Source organism: Micromonospora sp. NPDC000316 (assembly GCF_042898885.1).
Taxonomy (GTDB): domain Bacteria; phylum Actinomycetota; class Actinomycetes; order Mycobacteriales; family Micromonosporaceae; genus Micromonospora.
Genome location: NZ_JBIAZG010000011.1, coordinates 1 through 24245 on the forward strand (window position 1 = coordinate 1; position 24245 = coordinate 24245).

General features: G+C 72.3%; 28 protein-coding genes. 15 read left to right on the forward strand and 13 right to left on the reverse strand.

Annotated elements, in window-relative coordinates; genetic code table 11:
• Window positions 1-1264: 1264 nt before the first annotated feature.
• Window positions 1265-2056 carry a DedA family protein gene (locus tag ACFY2Q_RS20725; protein WP_387132541.1) on the reverse strand — a complete coding sequence of 264 codons (792 nt, stop codon included), beginning with the start codon at window positions 2054-2056 and terminating at the stop codon, window positions 1265-1267.
• Here ACFY2Q_RS20725 and ACFY2Q_RS20730 point away from each other — a divergent pair.
• Window positions 2055-2918 carry a carbon-nitrogen hydrolase family protein gene (locus ACFY2Q_RS20730; RefSeq protein ID WP_387132542.1) on the forward strand — a complete coding sequence of 288 codons (864 nt, stop codon included), beginning with the start codon at window positions 2055-2057 and terminating at the stop codon, window positions 2916-2918. The genes ACFY2Q_RS20725 and ACFY2Q_RS20730 overlap by 2 nt on opposite strands.
• Before the next feature lie 102 nt (window positions 2919-3020).
• On the opposite strand, the gene ACFY2Q_RS20735 is transcribed toward ACFY2Q_RS20730, so the two are convergent.
• The gene (locus tag ACFY2Q_RS20735) at window positions 3021-3362 is read right to left on the reverse strand and encodes a DUF1330 domain-containing protein (protein ID WP_387132545.1); all 342 of its coding nucleotides are present in this window, start codon (window positions 3360-3362) and stop codon (window positions 3021-3023) included.
• Window positions 3363-3449: 87 nt separating this feature from the next.
• Here ACFY2Q_RS20735 and ACFY2Q_RS20740 point away from each other — a divergent pair, with 87 nt between their 5' ends.
• From ACFY2Q_RS20740 to ACFY2Q_RS20755, 4 genes are read left to right on the forward strand one after another with little or no spacing between them, the layout of a single operon-like run.
• A complete protein-coding gene (locus tag ACFY2Q_RS20740) occupies window positions 3450-4271 on the forward strand; it encodes a helix-turn-helix domain-containing protein (protein ID WP_387132547.1) in 822 nt (273 codons plus the stop codon).
• Between the two features lie 48 nt (window positions 4272-4319).
• Window positions 4320-4760, forward strand: a complete 441-nt coding sequence (locus ACFY2Q_RS20745) for a VOC family protein (RefSeq protein WP_387132550.1) — start codon at window positions 4320-4322, stop codon at window positions 4758-4760.
• Window positions 4761-4806: 46 nt separating this feature from the next.
• Window positions 4807-5304, forward strand: coding sequence for a DinB family protein (locus ACFY2Q_RS20750; RefSeq protein WP_387132552.1), 498 nt, complete (start codon window positions 4807-4809; stop codon window positions 5302-5304).
• A gap of 27 nt (window positions 5305-5331) precedes the next feature.
• A complete protein-coding gene (locus tag ACFY2Q_RS20755) occupies window positions 5332-5856 on the forward strand; it encodes a GNAT family N-acetyltransferase (RefSeq protein WP_387132555.1) in 525 nt (174 codons plus the stop codon).
• A 35-nt stretch (window positions 5857-5891) separates the two neighbouring features.
• Here ACFY2Q_RS20755 and ACFY2Q_RS20760 read toward each other — a convergent pair whose 3' ends face one another.
• The 3 genes from ACFY2Q_RS20760 to ACFY2Q_RS20770 form a co-directional block, all read right to left on the reverse strand.
• The gene (locus ACFY2Q_RS20760; RefSeq protein ID WP_387132557.1) at window positions 5892-7445 is read right to left on the reverse strand and encodes a protein kinase; all 1554 of its coding nucleotides are present in this window, start codon (window positions 7443-7445) and stop codon (window positions 5892-5894) included.
• Window positions 7446-7566: 121 nt separating this feature from the next.
• Entirely contained in the window at window positions 7567-7770 is a 204-nt protein-coding gene (locus ACFY2Q_RS20765; RefSeq protein WP_387132560.1) for a hypothetical protein, read from the reverse strand.
• 2 nt (window positions 7771-7772) lie between these two features.
• Window positions 7773-8837 (reverse strand): LacI family DNA-binding transcriptional regulator, encoded by a 1065-nt coding sequence (locus ACFY2Q_RS20770; RefSeq protein ID WP_387132562.1) that lies wholly within the window; start codon window positions 8835-8837, stop codon window positions 7773-7775.
• Window positions 8838-8959: 122 nt separating this feature from the next.
• Here ACFY2Q_RS20770 and ACFY2Q_RS20775 point away from each other — a divergent pair, with 122 nt between their 5' ends.
• A complete protein-coding gene (locus ACFY2Q_RS20775) occupies window positions 8960-9124 on the forward strand; it encodes a winged helix-turn-helix transcriptional regulator (RefSeq protein WP_387132564.1) in 165 nt (54 codons plus the stop codon).
• Here ACFY2Q_RS20775 and ACFY2Q_RS20780 read toward each other — a convergent pair.
• Both ACFY2Q_RS20780 and ACFY2Q_RS20785 read right to left on the reverse strand, forming a co-directional pair.
• Window positions 9112-9999, reverse strand: a complete 888-nt coding sequence (locus ACFY2Q_RS20780) for a helix-turn-helix domain-containing protein (RefSeq protein ID WP_387132567.1) — start codon at window positions 9997-9999, stop codon at window positions 9112-9114. The two genes, ACFY2Q_RS20775 and ACFY2Q_RS20780, sit on opposite strands and share 13 nt — an antisense overlap.
• Before the next feature lie 138 nt (window positions 10000-10137).
• Window positions 10138-10377 carry a DUF397 domain-containing protein gene (locus ACFY2Q_RS20785; RefSeq protein ID WP_357002044.1) on the reverse strand — a complete coding sequence of 80 codons (240 nt, stop codon included), beginning with the start codon at window positions 10375-10377 and terminating at the stop codon, window positions 10138-10140.
• 269 nt (window positions 10378-10646) lie between these two features.
• Here ACFY2Q_RS20785 and ACFY2Q_RS20790 point away from each other — a divergent pair, with 269 nt between their 5' ends.
• The gene (locus tag ACFY2Q_RS20790; protein ID WP_387132570.1) at window positions 10647-11300 is read left to right on the forward strand and encodes a GGDEF domain-containing protein; all 654 of its coding nucleotides are present in this window, start codon (window positions 10647-10649) and stop codon (window positions 11298-11300) included.
• Between the two features lie 62 nt (window positions 11301-11362).
• Here the strand turns inward: ACFY2Q_RS20790 and ACFY2Q_RS20795 are convergent, their stop codons facing one another.
• Entirely contained in the window at window positions 11363-11854 is a 492-nt protein-coding gene (locus ACFY2Q_RS20795) for a type II toxin-antitoxin system PemK/MazF family toxin (protein WP_387132573.1), read from the reverse strand.
• A gap of 332 nt (window positions 11855-12186) precedes the next feature.
• On the opposite strand from ACFY2Q_RS20795, the gene ACFY2Q_RS20800 reads away from it, so the two are divergent.
• Both ACFY2Q_RS20800 and ACFY2Q_RS20805 read left to right on the forward strand, forming a co-directional pair.
• The gene (locus ACFY2Q_RS20800; RefSeq protein WP_387132576.1) at window positions 12187-12702 is read left to right on the forward strand and encodes an NUDIX hydrolase; all 516 of its coding nucleotides are present in this window, start codon (window positions 12187-12189) and stop codon (window positions 12700-12702) included.
• 51 nt (window positions 12703-12753) lie between these two features.
• On the forward strand, window positions 12754-14013 hold the full coding sequence (locus ACFY2Q_RS20805; protein ID WP_387132577.1) for a hypothetical protein: 1260 nt from the start codon (window positions 12754-12756) through the stop codon (window positions 14011-14013).
• 30 nt (window positions 14014-14043) lie between these two features.
• Here the strand turns inward: ACFY2Q_RS20805 and ACFY2Q_RS20810 are convergent, their stop codons facing one another.
• The 4 genes from ACFY2Q_RS20810 to ACFY2Q_RS20825 form a co-directional block, all read right to left on the reverse strand.
• Window positions 14044-14463, reverse strand: a complete 420-nt coding sequence (locus tag ACFY2Q_RS20810) for a DUF2267 domain-containing protein (protein WP_387132579.1) — start codon at window positions 14461-14463, stop codon at window positions 14044-14046.
• Between the two features lie 74 nt (window positions 14464-14537).
• Complete coding sequence (locus ACFY2Q_RS20815; RefSeq protein WP_387132582.1) at window positions 14538-15878, reverse strand: hypothetical protein; 1341 nt, start codon at window positions 15876-15878, stop codon at window positions 14538-14540.
• Window positions 15875-16696, reverse strand: coding sequence for a sugar phosphate isomerase/epimerase family protein (locus ACFY2Q_RS20820; protein WP_387132583.1), 822 nt, complete (start codon window positions 16694-16696; stop codon window positions 15875-15877). Before ACFY2Q_RS20820 ends, ACFY2Q_RS20815 begins: the two co-directional genes overlap by 4 nt.
• Window positions 16697-17734 (reverse strand): zinc-binding alcohol dehydrogenase, encoded by a 1038-nt coding sequence (locus ACFY2Q_RS20825; protein WP_387132585.1) that lies wholly within the window; start codon window positions 17732-17734, stop codon window positions 16697-16699.
• A 115-nt stretch (window positions 17735-17849) separates the two neighbouring features.
• Between ACFY2Q_RS20825 and ACFY2Q_RS20830 the strand changes: the two genes are divergently transcribed.
• The 4 genes from ACFY2Q_RS20830 to ACFY2Q_RS20845 are packed head-to-tail and all read left to right on the forward strand — an operon-like array spanning window position 17850 to window position 21723.
• Window positions 17850-19244, forward strand: coding sequence for an ABC transporter substrate-binding protein (locus tag ACFY2Q_RS20830; RefSeq protein ID WP_387132586.1), 1395 nt, complete (start codon window positions 17850-17852; stop codon window positions 19242-19244).
• The gene (locus ACFY2Q_RS20835) at window positions 19241-20197 is read left to right on the forward strand and encodes a carbohydrate ABC transporter permease (protein ID WP_387132588.1); all 957 of its coding nucleotides are present in this window, start codon (window positions 19241-19243) and stop codon (window positions 20195-20197) included. The genes ACFY2Q_RS20830 and ACFY2Q_RS20835 overlap by 4 nt, the downstream gene beginning before the upstream one ends.
• Window positions 20197-21063 carry a carbohydrate ABC transporter permease gene (locus ACFY2Q_RS20840; RefSeq protein WP_387132590.1) on the forward strand — a complete coding sequence of 289 codons (867 nt, stop codon included), beginning with the start codon at window positions 20197-20199 and terminating at the stop codon, window positions 21061-21063. Before ACFY2Q_RS20835 ends, ACFY2Q_RS20840 begins: the two co-directional genes overlap by 1 nt.
• A 54-nt stretch (window positions 21064-21117) precedes the next feature.
• Window positions 21118-21723, forward strand: coding sequence for a class I SAM-dependent methyltransferase (locus ACFY2Q_RS20845; protein WP_387132593.1), 606 nt, complete (start codon window positions 21118-21120; stop codon window positions 21721-21723).
• A gap of 18 nt (window positions 21724-21741) precedes the next feature.
• On the opposite strand, the gene eccB is transcribed toward ACFY2Q_RS20845, so the two are convergent.
• A complete protein-coding gene (eccB, locus tag ACFY2Q_RS20850; RefSeq protein WP_387132595.1) occupies window positions 21742-23118 on the reverse strand; it encodes a type VII secretion protein EccB in 1377 nt (458 codons plus the stop codon).
• 128 nt (window positions 23119-23246) lie between these two features.
• Between eccB and ACFY2Q_RS20855 the strand changes: the two genes are divergently transcribed.
• Entirely contained in the window at window positions 23247-23966 is a 720-nt protein-coding gene (locus ACFY2Q_RS20855; RefSeq protein ID WP_387132597.1) for a spermidine synthase, read from the forward strand.
• A 95-nt stretch (window positions 23967-24061) separates the two neighbouring features.
• The gene (locus ACFY2Q_RS20860; protein ID WP_387132599.1) at window positions 24062-24238 is read left to right on the forward strand and encodes a hypothetical protein; all 177 of its coding nucleotides are present in this window, start codon (window positions 24062-24064) and stop codon (window positions 24236-24238) included.
• Window positions 24239-24245: the final 7 nt, after the last annotated feature.

The following is a 24245-nucleotide window of genomic DNA, read 5'->3' on the forward strand; positions in this document are numbered from 1 at the left end:
GGGATCAGCTTGGCGGTGTCGGGCTTGTCGGCCTGCACCACCGCGACCGGCTTGCCATCCACCGGGGTGGCGGCGTGGGCGATCGGGCCGGCGAAAACACCGCCGGCGAACGCGAGACCAGCAACAGACAGCATGCTCTTACGGATGATCGTGTTCATGGGGTAGCTCCTTCGGGGGTAGGAAACACCCGCCACCAGGGGGATGGCATGCGGGTGTGAGCACCTCGTCCGGCGCTGCACAAACAAAGGGGAAAAGAGTCTTGGGGGATTCGGCGACCTACGGGCGGGGCTCGTGGCGCCGGGTCCAGATGTAACGACCGACGGGCCGGAGTCATTCCGACCTGCGTAACCCCGTCGAAGCGGGGCTGGTGTGGTCGCTCGTCGGAGATACAACCACCGGCGGGCCGTGGCCATTCCGGGGGCGGCCCATCCACACATCGAGCCGGTGCGGCCGGTCGTGGAGGATGTAACCACCAGAGGACCGGGGTCATTCCGGGGCCCGTCGAGCTAGTGCGCTCGGTCGTCGGGATGTAACGACCGGGCCTGGCCGGGCATTCCAACCCCGCATGTGGGGCAGGCCAGCGGCCAGTGGTACTGCGATCGTCAGGATATGTAACCCGTCCGAGGCCGCCACGATTCCGGCCCCAGGATGCCACCGGTCACACCCAGAAACCACCCACAGACGACATCTCGCCCACACCGGCATCGCCCAGCCCGGTCAGACCGGCCCGTGAGGGGATGATCCACTCGACATCGCCGATATCGCGGTATCCACGGCACCGGGATACCCCGACATCGCCGATGTCGAGTCGATCAACTCTGGGAGGGCTCCTACCAAATCCGGACGACGACTGGAGGGGCGCGACCACTAACGCTGATAACGACTTATAACGGACGGAATGCACCAGGCGGGTGGGCGGATCCCAGCCCTCACAGCCAGCCGACAGCTCTCTGCCCTACCACGCCCCACGCCCCACGCCCCACGCCCCACGCCCCACGCCCCACGCCCCACGCCCCACGCCCCACGCCCCACGCGGGACCCTCACGCCCCGCGCCCGCGCCCCGCGCCGACCCCGACGCCGACTCCCCGACACGACGCCCGAACCCGACTTCGCCCCTCAACCCCGACGCCGCATGGCGCAGACGGCCCGACGACGCCTGTCGCCCGACGCCCGCCCGACGCCCGAGGCCCGGCAACCGACGTTTTGCGAGGTGCCGCCAGGCGAGATCCTTCCGACCGTCGGCTCTGGTTGACGGTGCCGGGTCTAGCGGCCGTCCGGGGTCCACCCACCGCTGCGGTACAGGGTGCCCCGACCGCCCGGGTCGGGAACCCCCCGCTGCCCCAGGCCGGCAGGCTCGCCAGCCTCGGCAGGCTCGGGGTTGCGGGCGGCGCGGCGTGCCCGCAGGACGCGGGAGCCCACGAACCAGGCGACGGCAGCCACGCAGGCCACGATCACCACGTTCTGGAGCACTCCGACGTACCCCTCGACGAGGTGCCAGTTGTCGCCGAGCAGGTAGCCGGCCATCACGAATGTGGTGTTCCAGATGAGGCTGCCCAGCGTCGTGTAGAGCAGGAAGATTCGCACCGGCATCCGCTCCACCCCGGCGGGGATGGAGATCAGGCTCCGGAAGATCGGAAGCATCCGGCCGAAGAAGACGGCCTTCACACCGTGCCGGAGGAACCACGCCTCGGTCCGGTCCACGTCGCTGAGCTTCACCAGCGGCAACCGTTCCACGATGGCGCGCATCCGGTCCCGCCCCAGTGACGCGCCGATGTAGTACAGCGCCAGGGCACCCACCACCGACCCCAGCGTCGTCCAGAAAATCGCACCGATCAGGCTGATCCGGCCCTGCGCGGCGACGAACCCGGCGAGCGGCAGGATGATCTCGCTGGGGATCGGCGGGAACAGGTTCTCCAACGCCACCGCCAGGCCGGCGCCCGGACCGCCGAGCCGTTCCACCAGGTCGCTGACGTAACCGACGAGGCCATCCTGGGGCGGTTCGGCCGCAGCGATGGGGGTTCCGGCGGCGAGCACGGCGTGGGACGTTCGAATCATGCCCCCACGCTACGAAGTGATCCTGAGAGTCGACCATGAGGGCGACCGCCCGGCCAAGCGGACCGAGCCGGCCAAGCGGACCGAGCACGCCGAGCGGGCCGAGCACACCGAGCACGCCGGGCCGGCCGAGCACGCCGAGCACGCCGAGCGCGCCGCTGGGGGCGCGCACGACCGTACCCCGCTGCGGCTCGCGGTGGCGCAGCCTCCGTGCGTACCCCTTGATGTTGACAAGAACGCGCGGGCGCACGCCGCCGCGGTCCGCGCGGCGCGCGCCCGGGTGGTGGTCTTTCCAGAGCTGTCACTGACGGGGTACGAGTTGGACGGGCCTGTCGTGTCGGTCGACGATCCCCGGTTGGCGCCGCTTGTCGAGGCGTGCGCCGAGACGGGAGCCCTGGCGCTGGCCGGTGCGCCGGTCGCGGGCGACCACATCGCCACGCTGGCCGTGACCGGCGACGGCGTGACGGTGGCGTACCGGAAGATGTGGCTGGGGGACGTGGAGGCCCGCCGGTTCCGGCCGGGCGACGCGCCGGCCGTGCTCGTCGTGGACGGATGGCGGGTGGGGCTGGCGATCTGCAAGGACACCGGCGTCGCCGCGCACGCGGCGGAGACGGCCGCGTGCGGCATCGACGTGTACGCGGCGGGCGTGCTGGAGTCGGCGCGCGACGCCGCCGTTACGGACGAGCGAGCGCTGCGGATCGCCACGACGCACCGGGTGTGGGTGGCGGTGGCGAGCTTCGCGGGGTCGACCGGTGGTGGCTACACCGAGGCCGCCGGCGGGTCGGCGATCTGGTCACCTGCGGGCGAGGTGCACGCACAGGCGGGCACCGAGCCCGGGTCGCTGGCCCGGGCCGACATCGGCTGACGGCACCGGGCCAGCCGGCGAAACGGAGTCCTCCGTCACCTCGCCTCGCCTCGCTAGTGGCGAACCGCCACCCGCTTCGGCGGCCAGGCTGGCGGCGGGCCGTCACGCGCTTTGGCGGGCAAGGCTCGCGGCGAGCTCGGCTGAGCTGTGGTCGGGCTCGACTCCGTCGGCCAGGATCACGTCGCCGGCGATGTGCCGCGTCCGTAAGGGCTTGATCTGTTGGTAGTCGCTGGAGTCGTACCAGGCGCGGGCCGTGGGCAGGTCGGGGAACTCGACGATCACCAGATGGCCCGGCCAGGTGCCCTCCAGGACGTCGACGTCGCCGCCGTGGACGAGGAACCGGCCGCCGAACGGGGCGAAGGTGGCGTCGATGCGGCGCAGGTACTCCAGCACCTCGGCGTGGGTGGATGCGGTGCGCAGGTGCGCAAGTGCGTACGCGGTCATGGGGAGATGGTCCCGAGGCTGCCGGTGCCCTGTCGATTACCTCGCAGGTAATGGTTCGTGCGCAGCTGCGGTCACTAGGGTCGAGGCGTGACGACCACGGCAAGGCCCACGCGCGGCGTCGGGGAGTTGCTGCGCGACTGGCGCCGGACCCGCGGGCTGAGTCAGCTCGACCTGTCGATCGAGGCGGGGGTGTCGGCCCGGCACCTGAGCTTCGTGGAGACCGGGCGGTCGCGCCCGAGCCCGGAGCTGATCCTGCGGCTGGCCGAGCATCTCGACCTGCCGTTGGCGGCCCGCAACACGATCCTGCTCGCCGGTGGCTACGCGCCCGCATACTCCACTCACGAGCTGACCGATCCGGAGTTGGACCCGGTGCGCGCGGCAGTGCGGCAGATCCTCGACGGTCACAGCCCGTACCCAGCACTGCTCGTCGACCAGCACTGGCACCTTGTCGAGGCCAATCCGGCAGTGGCCCTGTTCACCGCTGGCGCGGACCCTCGCCTACTGAGCCCTCCGGTGAACGTGCTGCGGCTCAGCCTGCACCCCGACGGCATGGCTCCGCGCATCCTCAACCTGCCGCAGTGGCGCGCCCACCTGCTGAGCCGGCTGCGCCAGCAGGCAGTGACGAGCAACGACCCGATCCTGTACGACCTGCACGAGGAGCTTCGGGGCTACCCCGGCGACGACGCCCACGAGACGCCGATCAGCACGGCGGTGTCACGCATCGTCGTTCCGCTGCGCTACCGCCATGACGGCCGGGAGATGTCCTTCCTCAGCACCACCACCCTCTTCGGTACGCCGCTGGACGTCACAGTCGCCGGATTGGCCGTCGAGGCCTTCTTCCCGGCCGACCCGGCGACCACCGCGTCGCTTCAGGCCCTCGCCGGCCCGGGAGCCGCTCACCGTCCCTGACGGACGGTGGGTGCCGACATGTCGTACGCGCCGGGCAGGATCAGTGTCATGGACGCACTTCCCTCCCGACTGTCGGTTGTCACAGTGGGCACCCGCGACGTGGGCCGGCTGCGGTCGTTCTACCGCTCGTTGGGCTGGCCCGAGTCGCCGGGCAGCGACGACAGTTGGTCGGCGTTCCTGCTCGGCGGCGTTCTGTTCGCGCTCTTTCCGTTGTCAGAGTTGGCCGCCGAGGCGGCACCCGGCGTGCCCGGTCCGGCCGGCGGTTGGTCCGGGGTGACCCTGGCCTGCAACGTCGACAGCCGGGCCGAGGTCGACACGGCTTTCGCCGCGGCGGTCGCGGCGGGTGCGACGGTGGTGGCCGAGCCTACCGACCGGTCCTGGGGTGGGCGCTCGGCCTATATCGCCGATCCCGAGGGCAACCGTTGGGAGATCGCGTGGGCGGGCACGGCCCGCTTCGACGAGCGCGGCGCCCTGCTCTCCTTCGGTTAGCGCCGGTCGCGGCAGCCGTCCTCCGCCGGTGTCTTAGGCTTCGACCATGACCTCCTTTCCGCCGACCTTCGCGATCGACGTGGTCGGTGCGTCCGCGCAGGAGCAGTTCGAGGCGTTCATCGACGAGCACCGCAACGCGCTCAACGGCTACCTGGACGGGCTGGCCGAGGAGCAGGCGCGCCGATCGTTGGTGCCGTCGCGCACAACGCTGCTCGGCCTGGTCAAGCACGCCACGTTCGTCGAGAAGGTGTGGTTCGACGAGGCCGTCACGTGCCGGTCCCGTGCGGAGATCGGCGTCCCGGAGCGGTCGGAAGACTCGTTTCTCCTCGACGACGGCGACACGATCGCCAGTGTCCAGCGAGCACACCGCGAGGCGTGTGCGGCGTCCCGCCGCGCGACCGCCGCCCTGGGTCTGGACGACGTGCTGCGCGGCAACCGGCGCGGCCCTCTGCCGCTGCGCTGGGTCTACCTGCACGTGCTGCGGGAGTTGGCGCAGCACTGCGGGCACGCGGAGATCCTTCGGGAGCAGATCCTCAACGAATAGGCCGACGCCGACGAATACGATCGCCGCATGCCCGAGCTGATCGCGCCCACCGTGCACCTGCACCGCCCGTGGCTGGACGCGCACGAAGAGTGGGGTGCTGGCCTCCACGAGGACGGCTTCGGCTTGCGGCCCACCGACGAGGTGCGTACGCCTGACGGGTTCGCGACCTGGGTGACGCGGCTGACGGACCAGTCGGATCCGGCTAAGCCGCTTGACGAGGGTCAGGTGCGGTGCACGTACCGGTGGATTGTCGAGGACGACCGCGTGCTCGGTGGGATCGCGCTGCGGCACGAACTCGACGATCATCTGCTGTGGGCCACCGGCCACGTCGGTTACGGCATTCGGCCGTCCGCCCGCCGCCGGGGTGTGGCGACCTGGGCGTTGGGGCGGATGCTCGACGAGGCTCGGCGGCTCGGCCTGGATCGTGTCCTGGTCGTCTGCGCGGCCGACAATGTCGCGTCGGCGAAGACCGTCGAGCGGCACGGCGGTGTCCTTGAGGGCGTCCGGGACTCCGACCTCGGCCCCGCGCGCCGCTACTGGATCACGCTCTGAGCGTCCCGGCCCGTGAAGCCGCGGGTGCCGCAGCTCTAGCGTGAGTCGTCGGTGCGGCCGGTGGCGGCCGTTGTCGCCTGGGTGAGCAGGGCGTCGAGCTGGGCGGCTGTGCGCGCCGACATCTCGCGCCGCTCGACCAGCTCGGCGATGTGTTCGCGCAGGTCGGCGACGTTTCTGGCCCGGTCGCGCGGCCGGCGGTCCAGGTTGTCGAGGTCGTCGCGCAGGTCCTCGGCGGTCTTGCGGTCGATGTCGCCGCGCGCCTGGGCCTGAGCGAGCACCGCAGCGAACTCGCTGGTCACCTGCCGCAGGCTGACCGGCACCTGCTGACCGAAGGTCCGAGTCGGAGTCGGGGTCGGTGCGCCGCTGGTGGGCGGCGGTGCGGCCGGTGACGTCGGCGTCGGCGACTGTGTGGTGGCCGAGGGTGCCGGGGCGGAGGCCGTCGACGGGCCGGCGAGCGGCGGGGATTCGGGCGACCCGGACGAGTCGAAGCCCTGGGCGAGCAGCGCGCCGAGCCCGACCACGGCGGCGAGGCCGGCGGCGGTCAAAACGGCGAGCGGCCGGCGGGAGCGACGCCGACGGGGTGCGAGGGCCACCGGCGCGAGGGCAGGCGGGGCCCCCGAACGGTCGATGAGCGTGGGCGGGTGGACTGCCGAGGCCGACGACGGGACATGTGACATCTCGGTGGCGGCCAGGACCGACGGCGGGACGCGCAGCATCTCGGTGGGCGGGTGGGCTGATGGCAGCAGCTCGGTGGATGGCTCGACCGGCTGGGCGGCGCCGAACCGGCGGGCGAGCCGTGCGGCGCTCGGCCGGCGGGCCGGGTCGGCGGCGAGGCAGGCGACTGTCAGTTCGGCGATGTCAGCGGGCAGGCCGGGCACCTGCGGCGGCGCCACCGGGGTGCGTTGCCGGTGGACCTCGAGCGCGTCCTCCCAGCTCTGCACGGGCAGCGGCGCCCGGCCGGTGAGGGTGCGGTAGAGCAGCGCGCCGAGGGCGTACACGTCACTGGCCGGGTCGGGCGGGCCGGCGGCGAGCCGCTCCGGGGCGAAGTAGGCAGGTGTGCCCATCACCGGCTCGCCGGACCGGCTGTCGAGCCCGCCGAGCGCGGCGATGCCGAAGTCGAGCACCTTGGCGCCGGTGTCGGTGAGCATGACGTTGCCGGGCTTGATGTCCCGGTGCACGACGCCGATGCGGTGCGCGGCGGCAAGCGCCGCGGCGATCTGCCCGGCCACCCGGACGGCCTCCGGCCAGGGCATCGGCCCGGAGCGCATCCGGTCGGCCAGGTTGTGCCCCTCGACCAACTCCATCACCAGGTACGGCACGACGACCCCGCCGGCCAGGGTCGCCTCGGCGTAGTCGTACACCTGGGTCACGTGTGGGTGAGTCAGCCGGGCGGCCGCGCGGGCCTCGCGTCGGATGGTGGCCCGCAGGTGCGGGTCGGCGGTGAGTTGCCCGGCGAGCACCTTGACCGCGACGGGCCGGCCGAGCACCTCGTCGTCGGCCCGCCACACCTCGGACATGCCGCCGAGACCGATCCGCTCGTGCAGTACGTAGCGGTCGTGGAGACGGAGAGTAGGCGTGAACGGTGACATGGCCCCGCCAGTCTGCCTGGCCCTGCCCCACTCGACCACCCGCGCCGCCCGGTGCTGACCCGCTCGTTCCCCACGTACCGAAATGGGGTGTTGCGTGGGTGGCACCGGGCCTGACGGTCCGTCAGGAGCAGCGGGGCGTGGACGGCATCGGTCGCGGCTGGATCCGGTCGGCGAGGCGGTGCAGGGCACCCGCCGCGGCCTGCCGGGTCGGCGCGAGCAGCGCCCGGCGGGGCCGCTCGACCTGGACGGGGGCGTCCGGTCGGGCCGAGTTGACGTGTCGGTTCATGGCGTCGAGAGCGGTGACGTATCCGGTCGGGAATTCCATGGTCAACTCCTCGGGACAGGTCCGGTGGAGGCCCGGACGATGAGTGCGGTGGGTAGCAGCACGTGACCGGCTGCGGGGTCCGTGGGTGGGTCGAGCAGTAGTTCGGCGGCGATCCGGCCCTTCTCCTCGGCCGGCTGCCGGACTGTGGTGAGGCCGGCGGTAGCGGCCTCGGGAACGTCGTCGAAACCGGTCACCGAGACCGGCGGGTTGTCGCCGTCCGGCCGCTGGGCCAGCACGTCGAGCACGCCCAGGGCGAGCACGTCGGAGCCGGCGAGCACTGCGGTAGGCGGTGCGGGCCCGTCGAACAGCCCGGCGACGGCAGCGGCTCCGGCGGCCCGGCTGTTGCCCGCGGCGCTGACCAGGGTCAACTCGCCCCAGGCGACGCCGACCTCGGCGAACGCGTCGGCGAAGCCGGCCAGCCGGTCGCGGGTGGTCGGATGCCACACCTCGTGGGCCCCGGCCAGGGTGAGCGGGCCGCTCGACGCGTGGGGCAGCACGGCTTCGGCGAGCAGAGCGACCCGGCGGTGGCCGAGCCCAGCCACGTGCGCGGCGATGCCGTAGGCAGCAGCGCGCTCGTCGATGCCGACGAACCGGTCGTCGGGGCCGGCGTCCTCGCGGGCGGCAGTGGTGACGAACGGCAGGCCACGATCCCGGATCACGTCCAGCGCCCATTGCTCGTCGGCGGCGCAGTAGACGCAGAAGCCGTCGACGGCGGCGTTCTCCACTGCCTGCCGGGCGTCGGTCTGTGCCGGTGGCAGCGGCACCAGCAGCATGCTGGTGCCGTGCCGTTCGGCGGCGGCACCGACCCCGGCGAGGAAGCGGACCGCGAAGGGGTCGGTGAAGGCGTACGACAGTTGCGAGGTGAACAGCACCCCGATCGAGCCGACGAAGCCACGTCGCAGGGATCGGGCGGTGGGGTTGGGACCGGGGTAGCCGAGCTGCCGGGCGGCGTCCAGGATCCGCTCGCGCAGGGCGGCGGAGAGCTGGTCAGGACGGCTGTAGGCATTGGACACGGTGCTGCGGGAGACGCCCACGGCGTCCGCAACGGCTTGCAGCGTTGGCTTCACCCGGCACCCCTCTGGATCGATTCAGAACTGTATCGATCCAGAGGTTAGCGCGAGACGTCGGTGTCGGTCAATAGCGACGCTCAGCAACAAGTGGTTGGCCCTGGTGGTGAGCGAGCCGGTCGGTGACGGCGAGCGTGCCGGCCCGGGTCGACTACCGGCTGACGCCGCTGGGCGAGAGCGTGCTGCCCGAGCAGCGGGCCATCAAGGCGTGGGCCGAGGCACACATCGCCGATTTGCACGAGGCCCGAGCCCGCTACGACGACACGGACGCGCGTCAGTGCGGGTAGGCGTCCTTCAGCAGCCGGTCGAGGATCTCCGGGGTGCGCTCCGGCGGCTCGGCCTCGACGCAGAGCCGTTCCATGGCCACGGCGTAATAGTCGAGGTCGTCGCGCTTGTCCAGGTAGATGGCGCTTGTGAGCTGTTCGATGTAGACGATGTCGGGCAACTCCTGGTCGCCGAAGCGCAGGATGGTGAAGGCGCCGCCGGCCGCCGCGTGGCCACCGGCCGCGAACGGGATGACCTGGAGCCGGATGTGGGGTGACCGGGTCGCCTCGATGAGCGCCTCGATCTGCCCCCGCATCACCTCGACACCGCCGATCGGACGGCGGAGCGCCGCCTCGTCCACCACTGCCCAGAGCTGCGGTGGATCGTCGCGGCGCAGCAGTTGCTGGCGCTGCATCCGCAGCGCCACCCGGCGTTCGATCTCGGCCGCGTCAGCGGTGCCGTGCCCGAGCAGGACGACCGCGCGGGCGTACTCCCGGGTCTGCAACAGGCCGGGTACGAATTGCACCTCGTAGCTGCGGATCAGCGCGGCCGCCGCCTCCAGGCCCAGGTAGGACTGGAACCAGCTGGGCAGGACGTCGCCGTAGCGATGCCACCAGCCAGGGCTGTTGGCGTCCCGGGCGAGTTTGAGCAGCGCCTCGCGCTCCTGCCCGTCTGTGACGCCGTACAGGGTGAGCAGGTCGGACACGTCGCGTTCCTTGAAGCCGACGCGACCCAGCTCCATCCGACTGATCTTCGACTCAGAGGACCGGATCTCCCAGCCGGCGCCTTCGCGGGTCACCCCGCTGGATTCCCGCAGCCGGCGCAGCTGGGCACCGAGCAACATGCGCAGCACAGTGGGCCCTGTTGTCGGGCCGCCCTCGGCGGGAACCATCGTCACGTGCGGACCTCCGCATACCGACCACATCGTCGGGCATCCGGCCCGGCCGACGTGTAAGCATGCCATGGACCGTCAGTGAGATGAACTCCTGGAAAGCGGTGATTCAGGCGCGTTCCGAGGAGGGGCCTGTCGGAGCGCTCAGTTGATCAGATGGTCGAAGTCGCCGTCGCGGGCACCGAGCACGAAGGCGGCGATCTCGTCCACTGTGTAGATCAGGGCCGGCCCCTCCGGATGCCGCGAGTTGCGGACGGCGATGCCCGCTCCCCCGGGCAGCTCAGCGATTTCGACGCAGTTGCCGCTGGGGTTGCTGCGACGACTTTTTTGCCAGCTCAGCGGGGGCAACTGATGGATCGGAACGCCATTGGGTGGCTGCTGCATGAGAGGCGTCTTTCTGGTCACGAGCCCGCCGGTGCCCGTGGGGAGGAGCGGTGACGGCGAGGGTGCGGTATCAACGACGGACGGTTCTGCACGTGCATCTGCTATTGCATCTGCACCGGACGGCGAGCATGATAACGCACGTGATCGGTGCTCATCCGTTCACTTTGAGTGACCCCGGCTGGGGCACCAAACGGGGACAACTGGGCCCGACGCGGCAACCGCGCCGCGTCGACCGACGCCTGGAAGCGGTCGCGGCGATGGGAGGTCTCGTGCCGGATCCGATGAGTGTCGCCTCCGGCATCTGTGCGGCGGGAGCGCTGCTGTCCTCCTGGCAACTGCGGCGACGGGCGCTGCGGGCCGAGGCCGAGATCGAGCACCTCCAGGCCGAGCTCGCCGCCGAACGGCACGCCGCCAGCCACGACCCACTCACCGGACTGCCCAACCGGCGGGCCTTCTATCGCCTCGCGGCCGCACTCCTCACCGACGCCGCCGGCCAGCCCTTGATCGCCATCGTGCTCGACCTCGACGACTTCAAGCAGATCAACGACAGGTACGGGCACGCCGCAGGCGACCAGGTGCTGATAAGCGTCGCCGACCGGCTGGCAGGCTTCGCCGGGGACAACCTCGTCGCCCGCCTCGGCGGCGACGAGTTCGCCGGCCTGCTCGCCAGCCCGACCGTCGACAGGCGCTGGATCGAGCACGCCACCCGACGGCTCAGCGAGACCGTCGCCGCGCCGATCCGACTCAGCGGATGCAGCAGCGTCCGGGTGACCGCATCCGTCGGGCTCGCCCCGGTGACCGGCCCTGCCCAGCTCACCGAGGCGCTCAGCCGCGCCGACGCGGCCATGTACCAGGCGAAGAGCCTCTCCGGCGCCCGACCGGCCCGCCAACTCACCGACCGCACCCGCCTCGTGGAGCGCTGACCGTCCACACTGGCTGAGCCGCGAGCCAGCCTGATCGGCCGACAGACTTTACCGGAGTACGGTCAGCGCCAGCCGTAGCCGGCGCGCAGCGCCTGCCCGACCCGGTCGAACCGGGGCCGGTCCAGCACCGCGCCCTCCCGGCGGATGCTGTCCTCGCGCATGGTGAGCACCCGGTCCAGCCGGACCCAGCTCGGCCGGTTGTCCCGGTCCCACTCGCCGGGGCCGAGCGCGAACCAGTGCCGCTGCCCGTCCCGGTCGCTCTGGCTCGACAGCATCAGCCCGAACAGCGTCCGGCTGTGCCGCCCCACCACAAGCACCGGGCGGTCCTTGCCCTGGCGGGGGTCGTCCTCGTAGGGCACCCAGGTCCAGACGATCTCGCCCGGGTCGGCGTGGCCGTCCTGCTCGGGGGCGTACGTCAGCTCCCGCCGCTGCAACGCGTTGACCTGGCGGGGACGGGCAACCTTCGCGGGCGCCGGCCCGGACCGTCGGGGCGACGGGATCGCCGCGCCGACCCGGGAGATGCGTTGCGCCATGTTCCTCAACAGACCAGCCACGGCGGGCAGCCTACCGGCCCCGCCGCCGGCAGTCGGAGCCGGAGCTACGGCAGAGCGGGCGACCACCACGGCGCTGGCGGTCGACCGCAGCGGGCCGCTACGGCAGGGCGGCGGCCGAGGTCTCTGCGGTGCCTTTGGAGCTGATGACGTAGACGATTCAGCGCCGAGGTGCCCCGCACCGTCGGTCCGCCAGCCCTGCGAGGCCGGGCGTCGGTGATGTCGTAAACGGTTCAGCTCCAAAGGGACGAGCCACTGCGGCATGAGGCGCCGGCCGGGGCCGGGCCTGCGGCATGAGGCGCCGGCCGGGGCCGGGCCTGCGGCAGACTGGTCCGATGAGCGAGTTGCCCGACGACCTGCCCGTGTGGGAGCGGCGCGCGGTGCGGGTGGTGGTCCTCGACGCCACCGATCGGGTGCTGCTGTTCCACACCCGCGACCCGGACCATCCCCGGCTCGGCACCTGGTGGGAGCTGCCCGGCGGCGGCATGGACCCCGGTGAGGCATACCGCGACACGGCTGTCCGGGAACTGCGCGAGGAGACCGGCATCGTGGTGACCGCCGGGCAGGTGGGTGCGCCGACCTGGCGGCGACGGGCGAGCTTCCCGCACCGGCAGTTGCGCCACGTCCAGAACGAGGTGATCGTCGCGGTACGGCTGGACGGCCCCGGGCCGGACGTGGACGAGGCCCACCGGCTCGACTACGAGCGGGAGGACTACTTCGGGTTCCGCTGGTGGCCGCTGCCGGACGTGGTGGCCAGCCGGGAACGCTTCTACCCCGGCCGACTCCCCCAGCTGATCACCCCGTTCCTGGCCGGCGAGACCATCGACGAGCCGTTCGAACTGTGGGCGTGAGCGACAGTTGGTGAGGATGCCGGACCGGCGCGCGGCGGGCAGAGTGGGGGCATGACGACCGACCTGCACGGCCCGCTCTCCGCGTACGCCGAGCGGCTGCACGCCACGATCGGCGACCGGCACCACGTCGCCTCCCCGCTCGGCGCGTGGCTGCTGCTCGCCCTCAGCGCAGCGGCGTCCGATCCCGAGGCGACGCCCGAGCGCACAACGGCGGGCGCGAGCGCGACGGTGGCTGCGGACCTGGCGGCGGCGCTCGGCACGGACCTGGCAGGCGCGGCGGAGGTCGCCCGCGCGCTGCTGGACGCGCCGCACCCGCTTGTCGCGTCCGCCACCGCGCTTTGGCACCGACCGGGCCGTCTCGCCGACGGTACGGCGGGGTGGCGGGCGGCGTTGCCCGCGACGACCGAGGTGGGTGCGCTACCCGATCAGGCCGGGTTGGACGCGTGGGCGCGCGAGCACACCGACGGCCTGATCGACACGTTCCCCCTGAAGGTCGGCCCGGATGTGGTGTTCGCCCTCGCCAGCGCCCTCGCGACCCGGATCTCGTGGGCCGAGCCGTTCGAGGTCACCGAGGCCGGCGCGCTCGGCCCCGGCAGCGCCTGGGCGCGCACGCTACGCCGAGCGTTGCGCAGCCCGAGCCACGGCCACCGCGGCGCCATCGTCACGACCACGCGGGCCGGTGACGTGATCGTGCACGCCGCACCGGCTCAGACGGCCGACGGGGCGGGGCTAGTCGTGCTCTCGGTCGCCGCCGCACCGGAGGTGCCGCCGGCCGACGTGCTGGCCGCCGCGTACCACCTAAGTGCCGGCGCGGCCGACGGCGGGCAACTGGCCGGCCGGCGCTCGCTGTTCGACCTGCCGCTCGGCGACGCGCCGCTGTGGACGATCCGGGAGGAGCAGGTCCGCACCCGGGCCCGCGACGGCCGCGAGGAGCGGCACAGCGCGGTGCTTCCCTGCTGGTCGGCCCGCAGCGAGCACGACCTCACCGCCGAGGCGCTGGGCTTCCCGGCGGCCACGGCGGCGCTGGCTCGGGCGCTCGCCCAGCCGACACAGGGCTTCGAGGCGCGGCAGGTGGCGATGGCCCGCTACGACAGGTACGGCTTCGAGGCGGCGGCGGTGACCGGCATGTTCGGGACTGTCAGCCTGCCGCCGGAGGGCGTCGCCCGCACCGCCGAGTTGCGCTTCGGCCACCCGTACGCCGTCGTGGCCGTCGCCACCGAACGCCGGCCCGACGGGACCACCGGGCCGTGGCACGGGGTGCCGGTCTTCTCCGCCTGGGTCGCCGAGCCCGAGGAGCCACAGGTCATCTGAAGCCTCGATCTGCTCGCGCGCCGGAGCGGGTCAGGGGTCGGGCAGGGTGGGCAGGCCGTCGTCGTCGTGGGGCAGTTGCGCCACCATCGCGCGGAACTCCCGCACGGTCACCGCCTCGCGCAGTGTCGCGAAGACCGCCCCGGTGCCGGCCCCTGCCGTCACCGGATCCACCCCGGCGCGCTGGCCCACCCTGCGAAGGAACTCGGCCGGCCCGGCGTTCGCCGGCGGCGTGGCCGCGGCAGGCCCCGGCGCGGAGGGGTCAAGGTAGCCGCCCACCTGGTCCGGGAGGTGCCCGACGAGGTCGTCGGGCACCCCGCCTGTGACTCGTTCGGACATGGTCTGGAGTACGGCGCGGGCAACGGTGGCGGCCTGCTCGGGCGGCAGGCCGGACCGTCGGGCCACCGCGTCGATGAAGTGCGGAAACCCGTCGCCGAGCACGCTGTCGGTCACGCCCGGGCGGTTACCCACGGCCGGTGCCGGCAAACTGCGCTGCAAGCGCAGGCCTTGGCAACGGGCAACGGCTCCTACTCCTGGTCGGCGAGCAGGTCGAGCAGCAGCGCGGCGGTCCAGCCGAACGCCGGTGAGCCCAGCCCGACGCCAGTGTCGGGGTGGAAGTACTCGTGGCAGCCGGCCCCGGCGACCAGCCCGATCATCGACCGGCGCAGCCCGGCCGCCAACTCCGGGTGCCCGTGCGCGAGCAGGCCGCGCCGCACCAGCCAGCCGATGTTCAGCCAGCTCGGCCCGCGCCAGTAGCGCAGCGGCTCGAAGTCGGGCGCGGTCCGATCGTGGCTGGGCAGCGGGCGGTCCATCCGCACGGCCACCCCGAAGCGCGCCGACCGGGCCTCGACGACAAGCGCGTCGACCTGCCGGGCGGGCAGGTCGGGCAGGATCAGTGGCGTCAGCCCGAGCACGGTACGCGCACCGAGCAGCCGACCGGCCCGCACGTCGCGGGGTTGGAAGGTGCCGGTCACCGGGTCGTACAGCCGACGTACCACTGCCTCGGTGATCTGGGCCGCGCGGACCCGGTGCGGGCCGGGGTCGGCGCCGATCAGCGTGGCGATCTCGGCGAGGGCGTGTTCGGCGACGCCGAACGCCGCGTTGAACAGCGGGCACTCCACCAGGAACGGATGGCGCTCGGCCAGGTTGTGATCGTCGTAGCCGTGGTCGCGGTAGGCCGCGACGATCGCCAGGTAGCGCGCATAGTCGAGGTCCGTGGGGCGGTGCGCGGCGTCGGCGTGCGCGGTGTCGTGCCGACGGTACGCGCGCATCACCGCCGCCTCGGCCGGCACGGCGGCCATCGGCTCGTCCCACGCGGGGCTGTTGTCCAGGCCGGACTCCCATGGGTGCACGATGCACACGAGCCCGTCGCCGGCCACGTCCCGCCGGTCGGCGAGGTAGCGCTGCTGCGCGACGAGCGCAGGGTAGAGCTGGTGCAGGGCTGCCAGGCCGACCGGCTCGGGTGCCCGCCGGTACGCCAGCAGCGCGGCGAGCGCGTGCACCGGCGGCTGGACCAGGCCGGAGGTGTGCCCGGCGGGCGCTCCCGGGGCGTCGGTGGAGCGCCACAGCTCCGGCCCGGGGAAGTACGCGCCGACGCGCAGCGCGGGGTTGAACACGATGTGTGGGACCCGCCCGTGGGCCCACTGTGCCCGGAAGAGGCTTGTCAGCTCCCGCCAGGCGCGCTCGGGGCGCACGTGGGCCAGGCCGACCGCGATGAACGCCGAGTCCCAGCTCCACTGGTGGGGATAGAGGGTGCGTGACGGCACTGTGTGGTCGTGTTCCCAGTTGGCGTCGAGGGTGGTGACCGCGAGCTGGCGCAGCCCGGCGAGGTCGGTCGGCCCGCCGGTGCGGGCCGGGGCGGCGGTCATGCGGCGGCCCGCCGGGGCAGCGCGTGCCGCAGCACAGTGGCGGCCTGCTGCAACGCGCGGACCGGGTCGCCGCGCAGCCGGCACTCCAACGCCAGCCAACCCTGGTAGTCAAGCTCCAACAGGGTTCGCACGAGCGCCGGCCAGTCCAGGTGCCCGGCACCCGGCTGGTAGCGGTTGGAGTCGCTTACCTGCACGTGCCCGAGGTACGGGGCGGCGGCACGGAGTGCCCGGTGCACGTCGTCCTCCTCGATGTTCATGTGGAAGGTGTCGGCGACCACCCGGACCGAGGGTAGGCCGACCGCCGCGCAGAGGGCGACAGCCTCGTCGAGACGGTTGACCATGTGATCCTCGTACCTGTTGAGGGGTTCGAGAAAGAGGGTGACTCCCTCGGCGCGGGCGTGCGTGCCCAGCTCGCCGAGGGCGTCGAGGAGCACCAGCCGGTCGCCGGCCGGCGGGCGAGGCGGCTCGAACGGCGGCAGTCGCCGGGAGAACATCCCCCAGGACGCCGGGGTCATCACCCCGATGCCGCCCAGCTCGGCGATCACCGACAGTTGGGAGCGCAGGTTGCGGACGGCGTCGGCGGAGCGGGCGGGGTCGAAGTCGCCGATGAAGTGGTCCATCTCGACGCAGACGGTGGGCATCACCACTCCGGCGGCGCGGGCGCGGCGCAGCTCGGGCAGTCGGCGGGCGAACGCGCCGTCGCCGCGCCCGCGTAGCTCGATGCCCTGGTAGCCGAGGGCGGCGGCGAGGGCGTACTTCTGGATCAGGTTGGTGCCCGGCAGGAGTTGTTCCTGGCAGGCGAGCGCGATGGTGGTCATCTAGAACCTCAACACCACTTGGAGGACGTCACCGGCGCCGCTGTCGAGCAGCGCGAGGGCGTCGGCGACCGCGCTGGCGTCGACGATGTGGCTGACAAGCGGCAGCGGGTCGACCCGATGCTCAGCCACCAACTCCATGAAGGTCTGCGCCACCCGGTCGCCTGTCCACCGGCCGGCCATGCTCGGCGCGGGGGTGGGGCCGGAGACCTGGGCGGCCACCAACTGGATGCGGTTGTGGTGGAACTCCTCACCGAGGCCGAGGCCGTCGGCCTGGCCCTGGTAGAAGCCGGCGGCCACGACCCGACCGGCGTGTGCGGTGGATCGGATGGCCTCGTGCAGCGCCGGGTACGCCCCGGACAGCTCCAGGCAGACGTCCGCGCCCCGGCCGTCGGTGGCCTGGCGCAGCACTGTGGCGGCGGATGCGGCGGTGGCGTCCACTATGGCCCGGGCGCCGTAGCGGGCCGCGTGTTCCAGTCGGTCGGGCACCCGGTCGACGGCCACCACCCGGGCCCCGGAGAGGACGGCGAGCCGGGTGGCGAGCAGACCCATAACGCCCTGCCCGAAGACGCCCACCCAGTCGCCGAGGTGCAGATCGGCGGCGAGCACGGAGGTCAGCGCGATGGCGCCCGGCCGGGCGAACACCGCGGCCAGCGGGTCGAGGTCGGCGGGCAGTGGACGGACCGCCTCGGCGGCGAGCACGGCCTCGGCCCGGTGCCCCCAGATGCCCCACACGAGCTGCCCCGGGTGCCGGTCAGTGACCTCCGGCGCCACCTCGACGACCTCGCCGACCTCCTCGTAGCCGAACCCGACCAGCGGGTAGGGCACCGGGGTCTGCCGGGGGACGAACATCCGCGCAGCGTCGTCCCAGTCTTTGCTGAGCCGGGGATTGCTGCCCCGGTAGAGGGTCAGCTCGGTGCCGGCGGAGATGCCCGAGTAGCAGGTGCGGACCCGGACCTGGCCGGGGCCGAGCGGATCCGGCGGGCAGGGCTCGAGGCTGATCTGCCGAGGCCCGGCGAGGGAGACGACCCAGTTGCCCATGTGTCACATCCCGGTAGCACTGGGCTCCAGGATAGCAAAAAATCGCTATATGTCTTGTCATTGATCAATCGAAGCGGTTGAATCCGGCATGTACCCTTCGAGAGGAGTGCCACCGATGTCAGCACCTCCGAGGCGGATACTCGCCACCACTGTGATCCTGGCACTGACCGCGTCCACCCTGCTTGCCTGCGGAGACGGCGGATCCGACAGCAACAGCAAAAAGATCACCGTTTGGAGTCTGGAAGACGTCGCCGACCGGGTCACCGCCACCAAGGCGATCATCGCGGACTTCACCGCGAAGACGGGGATCCAGGTCGACCTCGTGACCGTCAACGAGGACCAGTTCCCCTCCCTCATCGCCGCCAACGCCGCAGCCGGTGACCTGCCCGACGTGGTCGGCTCGGTCTCCCTGGCCGGCATCCGTACGCTCGCGGGAAACGAGCTGCTGCACGCCTCGGCGAACGCGGAGGTCGTCGAGAAGCTGGGCCGGCAGACGTTCTCCCCCCGAGCGCTGGAGCTGACCGCCGACGACGGCAAGCAGCTCGCCGTGCCCAGCGACGGGTGGGGGCAACTGCTCGTCTACCGCAAGGACCTGTTCGCCGCGGCCGGCCTGCCCGCCCCCGACACGTACGAGCGGATCACCGACGCCGCGGCGAAGTTGAACACCGGCGGCGTCGCCGGGATCACCGCCGCGACATCGCCCAGTGACGTGTTCACCCAGCAGACCTTCGAGCACCTGGCTCTTGCCAACGGCTGCCAGCTCACCGACGACTCCGGCGGCATCACCCTCGATTCGCCGCAGTGTGTCGAGGCGTTCCGCTTCTACGGCGACCTGATCCGCACCAGCTCGACCAAGGGCGCGCAGGACGTCGACACGACACGGGCGACCTACTTCGCGGGCAAGGCGGCAATGGTGATCTGGTCGCCGTTCATCCTCGACGAGCTGGCCGGGCTGCGTAACGACGCCAAGCCGACCTGCCCGCAGTGCCAGGCCGACCCGGCGTTCCTCGCGAAGAACAGCGGGTTCGTCACCGCGATCAAGGGCCCCAACGGCACCGAGCCGGCCCAGTACGGCGAGATCAGTTCCTGGGCCGTGCTGGACGGCGCGGCGGCCGACCCGGCGAAGTCTTTCGTGGAGTACATGCTCGGTGACGGCTACCCGCGCTGGTTCGGCATGTCCCCCGAGGGCCGGTTCCCGGTGCGCAAGGGCACCCCGGCCGAGCCGGAGGCGTACCTGACCGCGTGGAACGCCAGCCAGGCCGGCGTGGACGCCAAGAAACCCCTCGCCGACGTGTACGGCGACGAGGTGCTCGCCACGCTGCGCCGCAGCCCGGACACCTTCGGGCGCTGGGGGCTCACCCAGGGGCAGGGCAAGCTGGTCGGCGCGATGCTCGGCGAGCTGCCGGTGCCCAAGGTGCTGGCCGACCTCACGTCCGGCAAGTCCGACGCGGCGGCAGCGGCCGGCCGGGCCAAGAAGGATGTCGAGGCGATCAAGGCGGGCGTCAATTGACCACCACGGCGCCGGACACCGGCCGCTCCCCCACCCGGGAGCGGCCGGCGCCACCGAAGCGCCGACCACTGACCCTGCGTCGCCGCGAGTCCCGCGCCGGCCTGGCGCTTGTCGCGCCGACGCTGCTCGTCACGATCGCGGTCATCGGCATCCCGATCGTCTGGACCGTGGTGCTCGCCTTCCAGCGGGTCCGGCTCGCCACCCTGCGCAAGACCGGGCTGTTCGGCGAGTTCACCATGGACAACATCGACCGGGTGCTGCACACCCCGGGCTTTGCCGACACGCTGTGGGTGACGCTGCTCTACAGCATCGGCGGCACCGTCGGGTCGATAGTGCTCGGCCTGGTCGCCGCCCTGGTGGTCCGCCGGCCGTTCCGGGGCCGCACGCTGGTCCGGGCGTCCATGCTGCTGCCGTACGTGGCGCCCGTGGTCGCTGTGACATTCGTCTGGCAGGTGATGCTGGACCCGCAGCTCGGCATCGTCAACGACTGGGGGCAGCGACTGCTGGGCTGGGACGCGCCGGTGCCGTTCCTCACCCAGGAGTCGACAGCGCTCGCCACGGTGATCGTGTTCGAGGCGTGGCGGTACTTCCCGTTCGCGTTCCTGTTCCTGCTGGCTCGGCTCCAGGCGGTGCCCGGTGAGTTGGAGGAGGCCGCCCGAGTCGACGGCGCCACCCCCACCCAGCGGTTCCGGCACATCCTGCTGCCGCAACTGCTGCCGGTGATCGCCCTGCTGGGGGTGCTGCGCTTCATCATGACGTTCAACAAGTTCGACGACGTCTACCTGCTCACCGGTGGCGCGGCGGGCACCGAGGTGGTCAGCGTGCGGGTGTACGAGTTTCTCACCGCGCGTACCGACATCGGCGCCGCCGCCGCGCAGGCGGTCGTGCTGGCCGTGGTGCTCATCGTGTTCGTGCTGATCTACCTGCGCTTCTTCGGACGGAGGGTCGGCTGATGGACAGGGACGTCGTCGAGACGGTGAGCCTGCGCTGGCTGCGCCGCCTGGTGATCGCCGCGTTCCTGGTGGTCACCGTCTTCCCCTTCTACTACATGCTCGTGCTCTCGGTGCGCCCCATCGAGCGTCTGCTGCTCGACCCGGGCTCGCTGATCGTCGGCTTCGGCGAGCTGACCGTCGCCACGTACGCCGAGGTGCTCAAGGCCACCGACGACGGCGGCCAGGGGTTCCTCACGTTCATGCGCAACAGCGGCCTCGTCGCCGTCGCCGCGACAGTGCTCACGCTGCTGGTCGCGATCCCCGGCGCGTACGCGGTGGCGCGGTTGCGGTTCTTCGGCAGGCGGCAGGTCGACTTCCTGTTCCTGGCGGTCTACCTGTTCCCGTCGATAGTCATCGCGATCCCGCTGTTCGTGGTCTTCACCCGGGCCGGGCTGCGCGGCTCGCTGTTCGGGCTGGTGCTCGTCTACATCTCGCAGACGCTGCCGGTCTCGGTCTACATGTTGAAGAACTACTTCGAGACGATCCCGGTCAGTCTGGAGGAGTCCGCCGCCATCGACGGCGCGGGCCGGCTCGGCATCATCCGCCGGGTGAGCCTGCCGCTCGCCGCGCCGTCGATCATGGCGGTCGCGCTCTACGACTTCATGATCGCCTGGAACGAGTTCCTCTTCGCCCTGCTGTTCCTGGTCGACAAACCCGACAGGTGGACGGTCTCGCTCGGGCTGTCCCTGCTCGCCGACGGCGTCGAGGTGCCCAAGACGGTGCTGATGGCCGGGTCGGTCGTGCTCACCCTGCCCATCGTCATCCTCTTCTTCGCCAGCGAGCGGCTGCTCACCGAGGGGCTGACAAGCGGCGCGGAGAAGGGATGATCGTCTCCCCCAGGTCTCCCGCCGCACCCCCATCGGCCCGGTTACGGTGGCCCCATGGCCAACCCGACCCGCTGGGCGACCGAAACCGGTCCCGAGCACTCACAGTGGTACATCGACCGGTTCCGCAAGCTCGCCGCCGAGGGGGCCGACCTGGCCGGCGAGGCCCGCCTGGTGGACACGCTCGTCGCACCCGGCTCGCGGATCCTCGACGCCGGCAGCGGCACCGGGCGGGTCGGCGCGGCGCTGGCCGAGCGGGGGCACAACGTGGTTGGCGTGGACGCTGATCCGGCGCTGGTGCAGGCAGCCCAGGCCGACTACCCCGGCGCGCACTGGCTCGTAGCCGACCTTGCCGAGTTGGACCTGCCGGCGCTCGGCGAGGCCGAGCCGTTCGACGCCGCAGTGCTTGCCGGCAACGTGCTCGCGTTCGTCGCCGTCGGCACCGAGCCGGAGGTGCTGCGCCGCGTCGCCGCTCACCTGCGCCCGGACGGCGTGCTGGCGGTGGGCTTCGGCACCGAACGCGGCTACCCGCTCACCGCGTTCGACGCCGACGCGGTCGCCGCCGGGCTGCGCCTGGAGCACCGCTTCGCCACCTGGGATCTGCGCCCGTGGCGCGACGACGCGGACTTCGCCGTCACCGTGCTGCGCCGCCCGGCCGGCTGACACCCGGGCTGTCCCGCATCAGGCCGGCACCGCCACCGCCCGAGCTGCGGCCGGATCCAGTGCCGCGCCGGCCGGCACGAGGCTGACCAGGCCGGCGGGCAGCCGCACCGGTCGCACGTCGCGGTAGCCGAGCATCGTCAACACGTCCCGGTCGGCAAGCACGTACCGCCGGCCCAGGTCCGTGACCACGGACACCGCGCCGCCGGACGCGCCGGGCGCCGCGGCGGCCTCGACGACCGCGCCGCGGCCCGGCTCCACCACCACGTGGTCGGCAAGCACGGCACCACCGGCCTGCGCGGTCCGCGGCACGGCGGCCAGATCCGGCAGGTGTACGCCCCAGCGCACCTCGCCGGGCCCGCTGTCGTCGCCGACGCGGGTGCAGACCGCCGCGTCGTCGGCGGCGGCGAGCCGGGGCGGTGCCGGCGGTGGGGCGGTCGGGCCACTCGGCGCGAGGTCCGGCATCGTGGGCAGCGCCGCGAACCGGCCGAGCGTCATCGGCTCCGGCTCGCCCTGCCCGGTGCGGGCCAGCAGCAGCCCGGCCTGCAACTCGGTGATGCCGGCCAGCCCGTCGTCGAGCGCCACCGCGTACTGCCGGCCGCCGCCGGAGTTGCGCACCAGGTAGACCTGACCGATCGTGGCGCCCGGCACGCCGGTGGCCGGGCGGCCCGCATCAGGCAGGGCGAGCGGGGCCAGGTCGACGCCGGCGGGCAGCGAATTGAGCAGCGCGGGCGCCACCGGCACCGCCCGGGCACGCGTGGTGGCCAGCGCCGCGAGCACCCGGCTGGGATCGCGGACCAGGTAGCGGCGCTGATGCCACACCAGGTGCAGGCCACCGTCGGGGTGGCGCAGCAGCAGCGCGTCGTCACCAAGTGGCTGACCGCCAGCGGGCTCGGTGCCGATGAGCAGCGCGGAGCGGGGCCCGTCGGCACTCGCGCTGGACGAGCAGACCGTCCAGGGCGCCGTGGCCAGCCGGCCCGCTGCGGGCAGGGAATCCGGTGCGTCGGCGATGCCCAGCGGCAGCCCGCGCGGCACGCCGTCGATCGAACGGCGGGACACCAGAACGGTCTTGGACTGGTCCGCGCCGACGATCAGCAGCGCCGAGGCATAGTTGAGCACCGGATGCAGCTTCTGGTCGCGGTAGACGAACCGGGCACCGGACTCCTTCTCCACGATCACCGCGCCCGGATCGCGCCACCCCTTGCCACCGCCCGCGAACAGGCCGTAGAGCGCCGAGCCACCCAGCCCGATCGCCGCGACCAGCAGGCTGGCCAGACCCGCGCCCGCGAGCCGCCGAAACGGCGACTGAGCCGGGTCGGTCTCCCGCATGACCAGAGCGGCGACGGCCCGCTGGACGCTGAACTGGTAGGAGTGCAGCTGGTCCTGCCGCGACGGCATCGGGTCCCCTCCGGTGGATTCGGGCGGCCACAGAATATGCGTTGCGTCGATGTCCCGTGGACCCTGCGTGGCCGGTGATCGCCCCACCGGTAACATCCAGGGACGAATCCGGCGGCAGAAGGGCACCCGTGGGCGCGCGTTTCGAGGAGCTGGCCTGGCGGGAGACCCCGATCGGGGCCATCAGCCTGCGTCGACGCCGGGACCCGGCACTCCAGGTCGAGGTGTACGAGGTCAAGCTCGACGACGAGTACCTGATGTCTAGCCTGTTCCCCGTCGCGGAGATCGAGCTGGCCCGGCTGGGGCTGGCCGAGCTGACCGGTGACACGCTCGACGTGGTGGTCGGAGGGCTCGGCCTGGGCTACACCGCCCGCACCGCGCTCGACGACCCGAGGGTGCGGTCGCTGCTGGTGGTGGAGGCCATCGAGGACGTGATCGACTGGCACCAGCGCGGGCTGCTGCCGTTCGCGGCGGGGCTCGCCGAGGACCCACGGAACCGGTTCGTACGCGCCGACTTCTTCGCGGCGGTCGCCGGCGACACCGGGTTCGACGCCGAGGCGCCCGGACGGCGGTTCGACGCCGTGCTGCTCGACGTCGACCACTCACCCCGCAACGTCCTGCACCCCAGCCACGCCCCCTTCTACGAGCCGGACGGGCTGTGCCGGCTCACCGCGCTGCTGCGTCCGGGAGGCGTCTTCGCTCTCTGGTCGGACGACCCGCCGGACGCCGAGTTCACGGCCGCGCTCACCGAGGTGTTCGCGACCGCACGGGCCCACGTCGTGCCGTTCGCCAACCCGCTTACCGGCGGCGAGTCCGCCAACACCGTCTACGTCGCCCGCACCGCGCCCTGAACCGGCTTCTCCGCCCGGTTGGGCATGGTTGCGGCGAGATCGGGAAAGGTGACCGGCGGGTCGCCGCACGGGCGGGGCCGTCACGGGAGGTCGAGATGCGTGCCTTGCTCTGGGTCGTCGGCGTGGTGGCCGGCGTGCTGATCCTGCTCGGGCTGCTCCTCGAAGCCGTCCGCTGGCTGATCATCATCGGGCTGATCGCGCTCGTCGTCGTGATCGTGTGGGGCATGGTCAAGGGACGGCAGGCGATGCACAACCAGAACCGACGACGGTGAGGCCGAC